This window comes from Bacillus sp. PAMC26543, assembly GCF_014250375.1.
Lineage (GTDB): Bacteria > Bacillota > Bacilli > Bacillales > Bacillaceae > Bacillus > Bacillus halotolerans.
The window spans coordinates 1,284,512-1,297,890 of the sequence record NZ_CP060193.1; the positions used below are offsets into that span (position 1 = coordinate 1,284,512).

16 protein-coding genes are annotated in these 13,379 nt (G+C 44.9%); 15 read left to right on the forward strand and 1 reads right to left on the reverse strand.

Features of this window, described 5'->3' with window-relative positions; genetic code table 11:
- Positions 1-36 precede the first annotated feature (36 nt).
- The 6 genes from H7F27_RS06405 (at position 37) to H7F27_RS06425 (ending at position 5,150) form a co-directional block, all read left to right on the forward strand.
- Positions 37-549 (forward strand): MogA/MoaB family molybdenum cofactor biosynthesis protein, encoded by a 513-nt coding sequence (locus H7F27_RS06405; RefSeq protein ID WP_185848718.1) that lies wholly within the window; start codon positions 37-39, stop codon positions 547-549.
- A 168-nt stretch (positions 550-717) separates the two neighbouring features.
- Positions 718-1,929 carry an argininosuccinate synthase gene (locus H7F27_RS06410; RefSeq protein ID WP_024122485.1) on the forward strand — a complete coding sequence of 404 codons (1,212 nt, stop codon included), beginning with the start codon at positions 718-720 and terminating at the stop codon, positions 1,927-1,929.
- Positions 1,926-3,311: an argininosuccinate lyase gene (argH, locus tag H7F27_RS06415; RefSeq protein ID WP_185848719.1), complete on the forward strand. Its 1,386-nt coding sequence runs from the start codon at positions 1,926-1,928 to the stop codon at positions 3,309-3,311. Before H7F27_RS06410 ends, argH begins: the two co-directional genes overlap by 4 nt.
- 64 nt (positions 3,312-3,375) lie before the next feature.
- Positions 3,376-3,507: a hypothetical protein gene (locus H7F27_RS20810; RefSeq protein ID WP_010335290.1), complete on the forward strand. Its 132-nt coding sequence runs from the start codon at positions 3,376-3,378 to the stop codon at positions 3,505-3,507.
- A 128-nt stretch (positions 3,508-3,635) separates the two neighbouring features.
- Complete coding sequence (locus tag H7F27_RS06420) at positions 3,636-4,403, forward strand: SDR family oxidoreductase (protein ID WP_105990215.1); 768 nt, start codon at positions 3,636-3,638, stop codon at positions 4,401-4,403.
- Positions 4,404-4,466: 63 nt separating this feature from the next.
- On the forward strand, positions 4,467-5,150 hold the full coding sequence (locus tag H7F27_RS06425; RefSeq protein ID WP_024122482.1) for a metal-dependent hydrolase: 684 nt from the start codon (positions 4,467-4,469) through the stop codon (positions 5,148-5,150).
- A gap of 76 nt (positions 5,151-5,226) precedes the next feature.
- On the opposite strand, the gene H7F27_RS06430 is transcribed toward H7F27_RS06425, so the two are convergent.
- Entirely contained in the window at positions 5,227-6,147 is a 921-nt protein-coding gene (locus H7F27_RS06430) for a LysR family transcriptional regulator (protein WP_185848720.1), read from the reverse strand.
- A 154-nt stretch (positions 6,148-6,301) separates the two neighbouring features.
- Between H7F27_RS06430 and H7F27_RS06435 the strand changes: the two genes are divergently transcribed.
- From H7F27_RS06435 to H7F27_RS06475, 9 genes are read left to right on the forward strand one after another with little or no spacing between them, the layout of a single operon-like run.
- Complete coding sequence (locus tag H7F27_RS06435; RefSeq protein ID WP_185848721.1) at positions 6,302-6,838, forward strand: GNAT family N-acetyltransferase; 537 nt, start codon at positions 6,302-6,304, stop codon at positions 6,836-6,838.
- A 13-nt stretch (positions 6,839-6,851) separates the two neighbouring features.
- Positions 6,852-7,664, forward strand: a complete 813-nt coding sequence (locus H7F27_RS06440) for an amino acid ABC transporter substrate-binding protein (protein ID WP_185848722.1) — start codon at positions 6,852-6,854, stop codon at positions 7,662-7,664.
- Positions 7,665-7,685: 21 nt separating this feature from the next.
- Entirely contained in the window at positions 7,686-8,495 is an 810-nt protein-coding gene (locus H7F27_RS06445) for an amino acid ABC transporter substrate-binding protein (protein ID WP_185848723.1), read from the forward strand.
- 21 nt (positions 8,496-8,516) lie between these two features.
- On the forward strand, positions 8,517-9,236 hold the full coding sequence (locus H7F27_RS06450; RefSeq protein ID WP_024122477.1) for an amino acid ABC transporter permease: 720 nt from the start codon (positions 8,517-8,519) through the stop codon (positions 9,234-9,236).
- Positions 9,237-9,266: 30 nt separating this feature from the next.
- Complete coding sequence (locus tag H7F27_RS06455) at positions 9,267-9,974, forward strand: amino acid ABC transporter permease (RefSeq protein WP_185848724.1); 708 nt, start codon at positions 9,267-9,269, stop codon at positions 9,972-9,974.
- Positions 9,971-10,750, forward strand: coding sequence for an amino acid ABC transporter ATP-binding protein (locus H7F27_RS06460; protein WP_105953410.1), 780 nt, complete (start codon positions 9,971-9,973; stop codon positions 10,748-10,750). Before H7F27_RS06455 ends, H7F27_RS06460 begins: the two co-directional genes overlap by 4 nt.
- Positions 10,747-11,751: an LLM class flavin-dependent oxidoreductase gene (locus H7F27_RS06465; RefSeq protein ID WP_185848725.1), complete on the forward strand. Its 1,005-nt coding sequence runs from the start codon at positions 10,747-10,749 to the stop codon at positions 11,749-11,751. Before H7F27_RS06460 ends, H7F27_RS06465 begins: the two co-directional genes overlap by 4 nt.
- A 12-nt stretch (positions 11,752-11,763) precedes the next feature.
- The gene (locus H7F27_RS06470; protein ID WP_105990219.1) at positions 11,764-12,045 is read left to right on the forward strand and encodes a glutaredoxin family protein; all 282 of its coding nucleotides are present in this window, start codon (positions 11,764-11,766) and stop codon (positions 12,043-12,045) included.
- Positions 12,042-13,370, forward strand: coding sequence for an LLM class flavin-dependent oxidoreductase (locus tag H7F27_RS06475; RefSeq protein WP_105953413.1), 1,329 nt, complete (start codon positions 12,042-12,044; stop codon positions 13,368-13,370). The genes H7F27_RS06470 and H7F27_RS06475 overlap by 4 nt, the downstream gene beginning before the upstream one ends.
- The last annotated feature ends 9 nt before the right edge of the window (positions 13,371-13,379 follow it).

Here is a 13,379-nt window from a genome sequence, read left to right on the forward strand (position 1 = left end):
ATGATAAAGGTAGACAAAAAACAAAGAGGTGAGCCAATGAGCGTTCAAGAGCATAAACAAGAAGCACCCGATGTTGTCCGGTGCAAAGTGATTACTGTCAGTGATACGAGAACGGAAGAAACGGATAAAAGTGGCAGGCTGATGATCTCATTTTTAGAAGAAGCCGGCCATCAGATCGCTGCATATGAAATTGTGAATGACGAAAAGGATGCCCTGCAGCGGTCTGTCTTAGCGGGATGCATGGATGATCAGACGGACGCGGTCCTCTTAAACGGCGGGACGGGTATTGCAAAGAGGGACGTCACCATTGAAGCCATTTCGCCGTTGTTTTCTAAAGAGCTGCCAGGCTTTGGAGAAATATTCAGGATGCTCAGTTATACAGAAGACATCGGCTCCAGTGCGATCATGTCGAGAGCCACAGCCGGCGTTATCCAACATACAGCCGTTTTTTCAACGCCAGGCTCCAGCGGTGCGGTAAAGCTGGCGATGAATAAGCTGATTATTCCGGAGATCGCCCATGTGGTCAGAGAAATCAGAAAAGACAAGTAAATGAATAAATACTACGAAACTTCACCTGGAAAAATGGGTGAAGTTTTTTTAATAAAAGGCTTGAAAAAAAGGAACTTACTTGTTAAAGTGTATACATACAAAATGTATTTTTATTAAATATAATTTATTTTTATACAAAAGAAACAGGGTTGAGAGGAGATTTTTATCATGGCAGAACAGAAAAAAGTCGTATTAGCATACTCAGGGGGTCTCGATACTTCCGTCGCGATAAAATGGCTTCAAGAGCAAGGGTATAATGTCATCGCCTGCTGTCTGGATGTCGGCGAAGGCAAGGACCTGGCGTTTGTTCAGCAAAAAGCGCTTGAAGTCGGCGCAACAAATTCTTACGTGATCGATGCAAAAGAAGAATTCGCCCAGGATTACGCGCTGTTATCTTTGCAGGCTCACACGATGTATGAAGGGAAATACCCGCTCGTGTCCGCATTGTCTCGACCGCTTATTGCAAAAAAATTAGTCGAGATCGCAGAAAAAGAAGAGGCGCAGGCAATTGCGCACGGATGCACAGGGAAAGGAAATGACCAGGTGCGTTTTGAGGTATCAATTAAATCATTGAATCCTGACCTTGAAGTCATCGCTCCGGTTCGGGAATGGCAATGGTCTCGTGAAGAAGAAATTGAATATGCGGCAAGCCGCGGCATTCCGATTCCGATTAATCTTGACAGCCCATATTCCATTGATCAAAACCTTTGGGGACGCGCAAATGAGTGCGGCATTTTAGAAGATCCGTGGGCTGCTCCGCCAGAAGGAGCATACGACCTTACAGCGCCGCTGGAAAAAACACCGGATACACCGGAAGTGATAGAAATCGCATTTGAACAAGGCGTGCCTGTATCCATCGACGGCGTCTCTTACTCACTTTCTGAATTAATTTTAAAACTGAACGAAATTGCAGGCGCGCATGGTGTCGGACGTATCGACCACGTAGAAAACCGCCTTGTCGGCATTAAATCCCGTGAAGTATACGAATGCCCGGGTGCGATGACGCTTATCAAAGCACACAAAGAACTGGAAGATTTAACATTAGTGAAAGAGGTCGCGCACTTTAAACCGGCCATCGAACAAAAGCTGTCAGAAATCATTTACAACGGCTTATGGTTCTCACCTTTAAAAGACGCGCTGCACGCTTTCTTAAAAGAAACGCAAAAACACGTTACAGGCATCGTTCGCGTGAAGCTGTTTAAAGGCCATGCGATTGTAGAGGGGCGTAAATCAGAATACTCTCTATATGATGAAAAGCTTGCAACATATACAAAAGACGATGCGTTTGACCACCATGCGGCAATCGGATTTATCGAGCTTTGGGGACTTCCGACAAAAGTGAACAGCATCGTGAAAAAGAAGGAGCAGATTAAAGCATGAAGAAGCTTTGGGGAGGCCGATTCCAAAAAACACCGGAAAAATGGGTCGACGAATTCGGCGCGTCCATATCATTTGACCAACATTTAGTGACTGAAGACATTACAGGGTCTCTCGCACATGCTGCCATGCTGAAAAAATGCGGTATCCTGACAGAAGAAGAAGAGCTGAAAATCCGTGAGGGACTGAATGCCCTTTTGCAAAAAGCAGAAGACGGGACATTAGAGTTCTCAGTTGATTATGAAGATATTCATTTGAACATTGAGAAAATGCTCATTGACGAAATCGGCCCTCTCGGCGGCAAGCTGCATACCGGAAGAAGCCGGAATGACCAGGTGGCAACTGACATGCATTTATACCTGAAAAACCATGTCGCTCACATTATCGAGCTGCTAGAGGCATTCCAAGGCGCGCTTATTGATAAGGCAGAAGCAAATATTGAAACCATTCTGCCGGGCTACACTCATCTTCAGCGCGCCCAGCCGATTTCATTCGCTCACCATCTGCTTGCGTATTTCTGGATGCTGGAGCGCGACAAGGAACGTTTTCAGGATTCAATGAAGCGGATCAACAAATCTCCGCTCGGCTGCGGAGCGCTCGCGGGTACCACCTTCCCGATCGATCGTGAGTATTCAGCAGAGCTGCTCGGCTTTGATTCCATTTATGAAAACAGCCTCGACGGCGTCAGCGACAGAGACTTCATTCTGGAATTTTTAAGCAACAGCAGCATGCTGATGATGCACCTTTCCCGTTTCTCTGAAGAAATCATTCTGTGGTGCTCGCAGGAGTTTAAATTCATTGAGCTAGACGATACGTATGCAACGGGAAGCAGCATGATGCCGCAGAAGAAAAACCCGGATATGGCAGAGCTGATCCGCGGCAAAACAGGGCGCGTGTACGGTGACATGATGGGGCTTTTTACGATCATGAAAGGCCTTCCGCTCGCTTATAACAAAGACCTGCAGGAAGACAAAGAAGGCATGTTTGACACGGTGAAAACGGTCGAAGGCAGCCTGCAAATCTTCAAAGGCATGATTCAAACAATGACTGTTAACAAAGACGTCATGAAGCAAGCGACAAAACAAGACTTTTCAAATGCGACGGAACTGGCTGATTATTTAGCGAAGAAAGGAATGCCATTCAGAGAAGCGCACGAAGTGGTCGGAAAGCTTGTGTACACATGCATCGAAAAAGGAATCTATTTAAGCGACATGCCGTTTGACGATTTTAAGAAGGCGAGCGATCTCTTCGAAGAGGATATTTACACTGTTTTGGATCCTTATCATGCGGTCGAAAAAAGAATGAGCGCAGGAGGCACGGGCTTCAAACAGGTAGAGGAGGCGCTCGTAAAGGCGAAAGCTTGCGTGGCTGCCGGAGTTTGTTAAAATTTCCTTCATAAAATCCCGTCATTATAGCCAACCTAGCTCTATAATGATGGGAGGCAGAAGGATGAAAAAAGAACCGGAACGCTATATTTATGATGAACAAGAAAGCCAGGAGACAACAAGGCTCATTTCCGAAGCATATCAAAGCGGTTATGTGGATATCCCGGATCAAGAGCCTTCATCTTCTGCGGAATAAGCTGTCTATTATAGGCAGCTTTTTTTGTATGGCAAAGTGTAAAAAGTGATATTGATGGCCTTTTATAGTAAAGTAGAAGAAGAAACACTTTATTGAAAAGCGGCGACGTTGCTTTGGGAGGTATTCATGTGCGACATGCTTTAATTACTGCCGGTTCGAAGGGATTAGGCCGCAAAGTGACTGAAACATTGCTTGCAAAGGGGTATTCAGTAACAGTGAATTACAGGCAGGATGAAGAGGCAGTAAACCGCCTGAAGGAAGCCTGTCCTGATTACCTTGACCGGCTGCAATTTGTAAAAGGTGATGTCACCAAAAAAGAAGATTTGCTGCGCATCGCAGACGCTGCCTTGGACCGCTTCGGGAGAATCGACTTTTTGATTAACAACGCGGGGCCATACATATTTGAACGAAAAAAGTTAGCTGATTATACCGATGACGAATGGTACGGTATGCTGGAAGGGAATTTAAGCGCCGTCTTTCACTTATTCAAAGCAGTTATTCCGGTCATGAGAAAACAGCGATTCGGGCGTATCATCACGTACGGATTTCAAGGCGCGGCACACGCACCCGGCTGGCTTCACCGCTCCGCTTTCGGCGCCGCAAAAGTGGGATTGGCTTCTTTAACAAAAACAATTGCGATAGAAGAAGCTGAATCGGGCATAACCGCTAATATGGTTTGCCCGGGCGACATTGTCGGCGACATGAAGGAAGCGTCAATTGAGGAAGCCAGACAGCGTATCGGCAAAGAAAAAACGCCGATAGGAAGATCCGGCACCGGTGAAGATATCGCCAGAATCATTGCCTTTTTGTGCGAAGAGAACTCAGACCTGGTGACAGGAACTGTAATTGAAGCAACCGGGGGCCTCAATGTGATTAACAAGAATCAATCCACATAAGTTTTTCAGCATCTTAAAAAGGGAAAATGAAAACATCAAAAACAAAGTGACGAGGTGAAGGAAATGAAAGTAACGTATCACGGACATTCTGTAGTTGCAGTAGAAACGAATGACCACCATATTTTATTTGACCCGTTTTTGACAGGAAATTCGTTAACCGACTTGAAGCCGGAGGATGCAAAAGCGGACGCTATCTTATTGACTCACGGCCACAATGACCACGTGGGCGACACTGAGCAAATCGCAAAGCAAAATAACGCGCTGGTTGTGGCACCGAATGAGCTTGCTGTATATTTGGGATGGAAAGGGTTAAATGTTCACCCTATGCACATCGGCGGCTCCCATCAGTTTGATTTTGGGAAAGTGAAGCTTACACAGGCCTTTCATGGATCTGCCATCACTGACGAAGAAAATAAAACGATCACCTACACAGGCATGCCATCCGGTATTCTGCTGACTGTTGAAGGCAAAACGATCTTCCACGCCGGCGATACGGCTCTTTTCTCTGACATGAAGCTGATCGGGGAGCTGAACCATATTGATCTTGCCTTCCTGCCGATCGGCGACAACTTTACGATGGGGCCTGAAGACGCCAAACTAGCTGCAGAATGGCTGCGGGCAAAACAAGTTGTACCGGTTCATTACAATACATTCCCGGTCATCGAGCAAGACCCGGAAGCATTTGCAGACAGCCTGCCGGGCGGAGTCGGAAAAGTCATGGCCGTCGGTGAATCGATTGAGCTTTAAACGCTGAAAGCATCTCCTGAAAATCAGGAGATGCTTTTTATTTTTCGTGCGGAATGACCGTTGTCATTTCTGCCATTTATAATTCGGAACTGACCGCAGCTTTCAGCTCTTGGCTGCGCTGATGGAAGCAGTTGTTAATTCGATCAATTAAGTCCTTTGTCGCGCTGTCAAAATGTTTTTCTTTTCTGTTTGTCAAAAGCCCTATAGGCGGTGATATGTCTAGATTGATAATGGGGATGACTTTTGTGCCTTTCAGCGGTTTAGAATGTGCCGTACTGGTGAAGATTGAAATACCAATGTTTTCTCGCACGTAATATTCATGTGCCATGCTGCTTGTGAGCTCCATTTTCTTGTAATGATTACTAAATGCCTTATGCAAGTGCTGTTCAATTTGAATACGAATGGGGCAATTGGCAGGCGTAAATATAAAACATTCGCCTTCTAAATCAGATAAATGAACAGCTTTTTTCTCAGCGAGCCGATGACGATCAGATACAATTAAATTTAAAGTGTCATAAAAAAACGGTTTGTAATAATTTTCAAGAATCAGTTCCGGTTCGCCGCAGACTGCAAAATCAATCGTGCCGTCTAAAAGCTTTTGGCTGCAGGTATTGGCGTCATCTACGTTTACATTAACCGTTATCTTTGGATAATCATTTAAGAAATCCCTCAGAATATCAGGAAATATGAAGCTTGCAGTCGGCTCTGAAATGCCTACATTGATAATGCCGGCATCCCCTTCCTTTAAGTCGGAAAGAGTGTGCGTAAGCGCCTCGTATTGAGTTAAAAGATCCCCTGTTTTTTCGAAAAAGAGTCTTCCGGCTTTTGTCAGCTGCAGGTGTTTTCCCCGTTCAAACAATTGCACGCCTAAATCCTGCTCTAATTGCTTCATGCGCATCGATATTGTCGGCTGTGAATAGTTTAATATTTCCGCAGCCTTATAGAAGCTTCCGAATGTAACAATCGTATGAAACGTTTTAATTGAGCGAAACTCCAATGTGCTTCCCCCCTGTTTTTTCATCATTACATTTTCTGAACTCAAGGATTATTTTTTTTGATTAGTCAAACATGAAAGTATGCTTTATAGTATAAACAATAAAAGCTTAGTAAACAAATAGGAATTATATATTTTGTGGAGGAGAGTGCTCAAAATGAGTGAGGATATTTTTCGATTGGCAACTGTTGAAGATGCACCGGAGTTTTTAAAACTGGTTAACAGCGCCTTTCAACCAATTCGGCAGCTGGATATTGATTGGCCTTCCACAAGAGCTGACATACATATGGTGTCAGAAAATATCAAAAATCATTCAGCAGTTGTGCTGGAGCGGGACGGGAAGCTCATCTCAACGATTACCATCCGGTTTCCATGGGAGAATGAAACGCCCCCTTCAAAATATCCATTTGTATGGTGGTTTGCAACGCTGCCGGAATATAAAGGGAAAGGCGTCGGCAGTAAGCTGCTGACGTATGTTGAGGAAAAAGTGCTGCGGGATATGCTGAAGGCGCCGGCGCTGACGCTCGGCACCTCGGCGCGCAAGCATCCTTGGCTTGTCGATATGTACAGAAGGAGGGGGTATGAAGTGTATTTTGAGCAGGAGAAAGATGGGGATATAGGTGTCATGATGCATAAGGTTCTGATTCCGGAACGATTTGAGCCGTCGCTTTTAGGCACCCCCAGCTGGGTATAATGAGAGGCAGCCTATGAATAAGCGAATGAGAATAGCTTTTCTGCTGTCGGTGTTTGGATTACTGGCTGGATGCGGACAGGAAACAAACGGGAAAACGGATAGTCAGGCTCAAACGATTATTGTCGGCACTGGAACAGATTTTCCGAATATTGCATTTTTAAATGAAAAAGGCGATTTGACCGGGTACGACATTGAAGTGATGAAAGCCATCGATAAACAATTGCCTCAATATACCTTCGAATTTAAGACGATGGATTTCTCAAATCTTCTGACGAGTCTCGGAAATAAAAAAATTGATGTGATCGCCCACAATATGGCCAAAAACAAAGAGCGCGAAAAACGTTTTTTGTATCATAAAGTGCCGTATAACTATTCGCCGATGTATATCACCGTGAGGGAGGATAATAACAAGATTCATACATTAAAAGATTTACAGGGAAAAACAGTCATTGTCGGTGCCACATCAAATGCAGCGGATTATATCACGTCGTACAACAAAGCTCACGGCAATCCGATTCATCTGAAATACGCCGGGCAGGGAAGCAATGACACGGCCAATCAAATTGAAACCGGCCGTGCCGACGCAACCATATCCACACCGTTTGCGGTCAACTTTCAAAATAAAACGCACGCTTTCCGTCAAAAGACAGTCGGTGATGTGTTATTGGATACTGAGGTATATTTCATGTTCAATAAAGGCAGCCAAACCTTAGCTGATGATACGGATCAAGCCATTAAAAAGCTGGAGAAAGACGGAACGTTAAAAAGGCTGAGTCAAAAATGGCTCGGCGCAGATTACTCAAAATCAAGTTTTAAAAATAAATGAAGCTGAAAATGAGGCGATAAGATGAGGACAAAAGCAGCTGTCATGACAATATTGTTTGCCGTTACAACAGTTCTTTCGGCTTGCGGCGGCAGCCAAACAACGGGGGTTGGAGAAAAGAAGGTGCAGACGATTACGGTCGGAACTGGGACCCAATTTCCGAATATTTGCTTTATTAATGATGATGGCGATTTGACCGGTTATGATGTCGAGCTGGTCAAAGAGATTGATAAGCGTCTGCCGAATTATAAATTCACTTTCAAAACGATGGAATTTTCCAACCTGCTCGTCAGTCTCGGCCAGCATAAAGTCGATATCGTGGCACATCAAATGGAGAAAAGCGAAGAGCGTGAAAAAAAGTTTCTCTTTAACGAGGTCGCCTACAATCATTTTCCTTTAAAAATAACCGTCCTTCAAGATAACGATACCATCCACGGGATTGAAGATTTAAAAGGGAAACGGGTCATTACAAGCGCAACCTCAAACGGCGCCCTTGTGTTGAAAAAATGGAATGAGAAACATGGCGACCCATTCGAGATTGCCTATGCGGGCCAAGGTTCAAACGATGCCGCGAACCAGCTGCAGTCAGGCCGTGCCGACGCAACAATCTCAACGCCTTTTGCAGTGGATTTTCAAAACAAAACGAGCGCGATAAAAGAAAAAACGGTCGGTGATGCGCTCTCCAATGCCAAAGTGTATTTTATGTTTAACAAAAATGAACAAACATTACGTAAAAACATTGACAAAGCATTACAGGAAATCATTGATGACGGAACACTGAAAGAGCTCAGTTTAAAATGGCTTGGCGACGACTATTCCAAGGAACAGTATTGAGTATAAAGAGAGGGAGCCGTGATGGAAAAAGCGTTTGATATCAGCATGATTGCAGATTTTGTACCTACCTTAATCGGCTATCTGCCGGTTACATTATACATTTTAACGCTGTCATTGCTATTCGGGTTTGTATTGGGGCTCTTTTTAGCGCTGCCCCGCATCTATAACTTTCCTATTGTAAATCAATTTGCAAGAGTGTATATCTCGTTTTTCAGAGGTACACCCGTTATGGTGCAGCTTTTTATCGTGTTTTATGGCATACCGGCGCTGACGGGGGTGATTGGGATTGATACATCAAAAATGGATCCGTTTTATGCCGCTGTTGCAACATACGCGTTAAGCAATGCCGCAGCAGCAGCTGAAATCATTCGAGCGGGGGCGGGCAGTGTTGATAAAGGCCAAACGGAAGCGGCGTACAGTATTGGTCTCAGCGGAAGGCAGGCTTTCAGGCGCATCGTTCTGCCCCAGGCCTTTGTGCAGGCTTTTCCGAATATGGGAAACATGGTGATCAGTTCTTTAAAAGATACGTCTCTTGCTTTTTCAATAGGTGTGATGGATATGTCGGGAAGGGGCCAAACACTGATTACCTCAAGCAATCATTCTCTTGAAGTGTACATTGCGCTATCCGTTGTTTATTATGCCGTAGCAGTTTTATTCGAAAGGTTCTTTACATTGGCCGAAAAACGAATCAAGAAGGATCAAAAACGACTTGTTACCGTTTTTGACATGAACATACATTGAAATATGTACGGGGACTAGGAGGGGAGACGATTGCAATTTGACTTTCCATTTATTGCTTCCGCCATGAAAGAAATGATAAAAACCATTCCGCTGACATTGATGATGGCTGTTTTGCCGATCATTCTCGGATTTCTTGCGGCACTTGGAAATATAATAGTCAGAATTTTTAGAATTAAGGGCTTGGCAGCTTGTTCGAGGCTTTATGTGTCATTTTTTCGGAGTACACCTGCCATCCTCCATATTATGCTGATTTATTTAGGCGTGCCGCCGATTGTGGATCGTGTCAGCAGCTTTTTTCATCTCGGCTGGTCCGCCAATGAGATTCCGGTCGCCGTGTTTGTGGTTATGGCTTTGTCTTTAACTGCTGGTGCTTATTTAACAGAAATTATCCGGTCGGGCATCTTGGCAATGGATACCGGACAGGTCGAAGCGGCCTATTCCATCGGCCTGACGCACGCTCAAACCTTTCGTCGAGTGATATTGCCGCAGGCGCTGATGGTATCAATCCCTAACTTCACAAATTTAGGCATCGGGTTTTTGCATACGACCTCTATTGCAGCTATAGTGGCAGTTCCTGAAATAACAGGGACAGCGACTATCGTTGCTTCTGATAATTATGCGTTTTTGGAAGCCTTTATCGGAGCGGCGATTATCTATTGGGTGCTGACTCTTATGATGGAAACCGTAAATGGAATATTTGAGAGGAAGGCATCCAGATTTCAAGGAGGCACTTTATGATTGAGATTAAAAATATTCATAAGCGTTTTGGCATGCACCAGGTATTAAAAGGAATAAATCTGACTGTGCACAAAGGAGAAGTTGTGACAATTATCGGTCCAAGCGGGTCAGGGAAAACCACCTTTTTACGCTGCCTTAATTTATTAGAAAGGCCGGACGAAGGGATCATCTCTTTACATGACAAAGTGATTAATTGCAGTTTTCCGACAAAAAAAGACACTCGCTGGCTCAGAAAACAGACAGCAATGGTATTTCAGCAATATCATTTGTTTACCCACAAAACGGTGATTGAAAATGTCATGGAGGGCTTGACGGTCGCCCGAAAAATGAGAAAACAAGACGCGTATGCCATAGCAGAGAACGAGCTGATAAAGGTTGGGCTTCAAGACAAATTGAACGCTTATCCGAGTCAATTATCGGGAGGGCAAAAACAAAGGGTTGGAATAGCGAGGGCGCTTGCCATTAATCCTGATGTGCTGCTGTTCGATGAGCCGACAGCTGCGCTTGACCCAGAGCTGGTCGGCGAAGTTCTTGAGGTCATGCTCGATATTGTGAGGACCGGAGCCACTATGATCATTGTTACACATGAAATGGAGTTTGCGAAAAGGGTTTCAGATCAAGTTGTTTTTATGGATGAGGGCGTCATTGTTGAACAAGGAACTCCGGATGAAGTTTTCCGCCATACGAAAAAAGAAAGAACAAAGCGGTTTCTCCGCCGTGTTTCGCCGGAGTATTTATATGAAATAAAAGAACACATAAAGGAGCCGGTAATATGATCCGCTTAAGTATATTAGACCAAAGTCTGGCAGGTGAAGGAGAAACCGCAGCCGATACATTACAGCATACGGTGAAGTTGGCGCAGATGGCTGAAGAGTATGGATATTACCGTTTTTGGGTCGCTGAACATCACAACAATAGTGATATTGCCGGCTCCGCTCCTGAGGTTCTTTTAGGGTATCTTGCCGCAAGCACAAAGACCATTCGTTTAGCATCCGGCGGGGTGATGCTGCAGCATTATAGCCCATACAAAGTGGCGGAGCAGTTTCATCTATTGTCTGCATTAGCTCCCGGACGCATTGACCTTGGAGTAGGCAAAGCGCCCGGCGGCTTTCAGCTGTCGACAGACGCTCTGCAATATGAATATGTAAAACCGGCGCGCAAGTTTGAAGAAAAGCTGGAGGATCTCACTCATTTCATTCGGGATGATTTTCCAGATGCCCACTGTTTTGCGCAACTGCGGCCGGCACCGCAGGCTGAACACAGGCCGGGACTTTTTCTGTTGGGGGGAAGCACAGAGAGCGCAATTTCAGCTGCAAAACTGGGAATATCTTTTGTCTTTGCTTACTTTATTAACGGTGAAGAGAAAGTGCTAAAAGAAGCCCGCCGAGCCTTTGACACGCATCTGCCAGCAGGCTCTGAAGCGGAATTTCACCTTGCTCCCGCTGTTTTTGCGGCGCGTACAAAGGAAGAGGCACAAAAACATATTGAGTCGCGTGAATCGATAAAAGTGATTTTGCAAGATGGGAGGAGAGTGAATGTCGGTACCCGCGAACAAGCCGAAGCCTATCTTGAGAACGTCAGCCAGCCCTTTGATATCATCGTCCAAAAAACCGGGGTGATTGCCGGAACGAAGGAAGAAGCGGCGGACGAATTAAAACGTTTATCAGACACATACAGAATTAACGATTTTGTCATTTTTTCACCGATCAAAAATGCAGACGAAAAACGGCTGTCTTATCAGCTGCTGAGTGATGCAGTTCTAGCCGCAAAACAATAAGGGGGATAAAACATGAGCGATTTTGTCAACGTTGTGGTTTGGAGTAAGAAAGGCTGTGCATATTGCGAAGAAGTCAAAAATTACTTACATGAAAAAGCAATAGCATTTCAAAATATCGATGTTTCGGAGAAGGAAGAGCTGAGAGACATTTTACAGGTGAAATACGGAGTACGCCACGTTCCTGTGGTAGAAGTTGGCAGCGGTAATCGTTATGAAGGGATTACTGAAATTGGTATTAAAAATCTTGAGCTTGCACTTGCCAATTACGCTCAGATAAAGGAGGAAAAAAGGTGACGCGAAGAAATGATATTCAGTTTGGAGCCATTATTCATGGGGTTGGGGGAACAACTGACGGCTGGCGTCACCCTGAAGTCGATCCTTCCGCAAGTACAAACGTGGAATTTTACAAGCAAAAGGCTCAAACAGCTGAAAAAGGCTTGTTCAGTTTCATTTTCATTGCAGACGGCTTATTTATTTCTGAAAAATCAATTCCCCATTTTTTAAATCGATTTGAACCTATCACCATATTATCGGCGCTTGCGTCCGTCACAAAAAACATTGGTTTAGTAGGTACGTTCTCTACTTCTTTTACTGAGCCATTTACGATTTCAAGGCAGTTAATGTCGCTGGACCACATCAGCGGGGGGAGGGCTGGCTGGAATCTGGTTACTTCTCCGCAGGAAGGAGCTGCACGCAATCATAGCAGAAGCAGACTGCCAGAACATACCGAGCGTTACGTTATTGCTCAAGAGCATTTGGATGTTGTGCGTGGTTTGTGGAATTCCTGGGAGAAGGACGCATTTATACACAATAAAGAAACAGGGCAGTTTTTTGATCCGGCAAAGCTTCATCGTCTGAATCACAAAGGAGAGTATTTTCAAGTAGAGGGGCCTTTAAATATCGGGCGCTCAAATCAGGGAGAGCCTGTCGTGTTTCAAGCGGGTTCTTCAGAAACAGGCCGTCAATTTGCGGCCAAAAATGCAGATGCGATTTTTACCCATTCCAATTCATTAGGCGAGACAATCGCATTTTATGCGGATATTAAAAAGCGGGCTGCCGCTCAAGGGCGCGACCCTTCCAGCGTGCTGATTTTTCCGGGAATCAGCCCGATTGTGGCAGATACGGAAGAAGAAGCAGAGAAGAAATACCGGGAATTTGCAGAATTGATTCCGATTGAGAATGCAGTTACTTATTTGGGGAGATTTTTTGATGATTACGATCTGAGTGTGTTCCCGCTTGATGAACCGTTTCCCGATATTGGCGAAGTTGGAAAGAACGCTTTTCAAAGCACAACAGATCGAATTAAGAGAGAAGCGAAAGCCAGAAATCTGACACTACGGGAAGTGGCGCGGGAAATGGCTTTTCCAAGGACTCCATTCATCGGTACACCAGAGCAGGTCGCCTCCTTGCTTGAGACTTGGTTCAAAGCCGAAGCTGCTGACGGTTTTATCATCGGGTCGGATATCCCGGGAACACTTGATGCCTTTGTAGAAAAAGTGATTCCGATTCTTCAAGAAAGAGGGCTGTACCGCAGAGAATATAACGGCGGGACATTGCGGGAAAATCTTGGGCTTGATACTTCGGTTCATCATCCTTTTGTACATTCATCAAATCATTAATAGGAGAAG